The organism is Faecalibacterium intestinale, from assembly GCF_040096575.1.
Lineage (GTDB): Bacteria > Bacillota > Clostridia > Oscillospirales > Ruminococcaceae > Faecalibacterium > Faecalibacterium intestinale.
Window position 1 is genome coordinate 1 of the sequence record NZ_JBBMEN010000063.1, and the last position, 1317, is coordinate 1317.

Sequence of the window (1317 nt, forward strand, 5' to 3'; positions counted from 1 at the left end):
GTGTAACACACTAGACTTTGTACCAAAGTCGTGTGCCAAGGGTGCTGCGCCCCTTTGGAATCCCTGCTTACATCGCCCATGGGCGATGTGGATTCGCCGCACAAAAAGCTCTCACAAATGCACACCCGGCTGTCTGCGGCGAGGAGAAGGCACTTCTGCGGAAGTGTAATAACCCACTATAACACTTTCATCCCTGCGGTCTGCAAAGTGTAGTGGGCTCTCCGAGGGGGAACGGCTGTATAGGGTGCGTTTCGAGCAAATCGCTGTGTACGTGCGTACGGGAGAAGTTGGTACGCACGTACGCAATAAAACGGCCAAGTTCTCCTATATAGGGGTGTTCTTTCATCGGAGAGTATGGTATACTCGGCTTAGCCCAGTAAATCGAAATTTTCGGAGGCAAAGATTATGAAGAAAAAAGCAACAATAGTGTCTGTTATCATTGGGATTCTTGCTGTAGCTGCAATTATTGTATTTTCTGCATACCGGTCTTCGGAATCCTATAGAAAGGCAAAGGCAGCAATACAGTGGGACTGCTCTGTGACCTGTACAGAAGAATCAACTTCTGCTAAGTATGTAATCACATACTCTGATGTAAAAGTTTTATCCAAAACAGGTACACTAACAATTCAAAATAAAAATGATTTTGACATTGTAGTTCATTTGCTTTGCGAAGGTGAACAGGAAGTCGTATCTGACAATATTCCGGCGAACAGTTTTTATTCTTTTACGAATGTTACGGATAAAGAATATACGGTGGGTATTCATGCGGATGTTGGTGTAGCTGCTGACATTAGGGTCGTTGTATATGATGGAAAAGACACAGAGCCATATACCAAATAGCGCGACTAGCTAAACTCGATAAAATAGTACTTGCAGAGGTGAGCATATTTGAAAAAACATCAATGTCCATGTTGTGGGCATTTTACCTATACTGTTCCACCGGAAGAAGACTGCGGGTATATTTGCCCCGTTTGCTTTTGGGAAAACGATCCATTTATTGCTTCTGATGATGACCCCAGCGACTCAAACCACGGAATAACTCTAAACGAAGCAAAAGCCAATTATTTGGAATTTGGCGCCTGTGAAGAAGAAATGTTGCGTTATGTTCGTCCGCCCGAAAGCGATGAGAATGGACACTCGTAACCCAAACTTCTAGTTTGCCGTACTCGCTCTAAGCAGGGTTTGGGGCAGGCACGCCCCAACAAGAAACAGTCCCAAAGGGGACAGGAAATTTTCGAGTATTGAAAATTTGTGGCCACGGGACGATTCTTGCTCTCACGAAAACCCATACTTTTTGAAAATCCGCTTTTCGCAGCC

Annotated in this window: 2 protein-coding genes; both read left to right on the forward strand. The window is 44.6% G+C overall.

Annotated features, from left to right (window positions below; translation table 11 throughout):
* Positions 1-405: 405 nt before the first annotated feature.
* The gene (locus tag WMO20_RS14355) at positions 406-840 is read left to right on the forward strand and encodes a hypothetical protein (protein ID WP_097773868.1); all 435 of its coding nucleotides are present in this window, start codon (positions 406-408) and stop codon (positions 838-840) included.
* A gap of 48 nt (positions 841-888) precedes the next feature.
* A complete protein-coding gene (locus WMO20_RS14360) occupies positions 889-1143 on the forward strand; it encodes a CPCC family cysteine-rich protein (RefSeq protein WP_097781461.1) in 255 nt (84 codons plus the stop codon).
* Positions 1144-1317: the final 174 nt, after the last annotated feature.

What these genes read in the sequence shown, in the direction of transcription:
- WMO20_RS14355 (WP_097773868.1), top strand. Translation starts at nt 406, where the DNA reads ATGAAGAAAAAAGCAACAATAGTGTCTGTTATCATTGGGATTCTTGCT.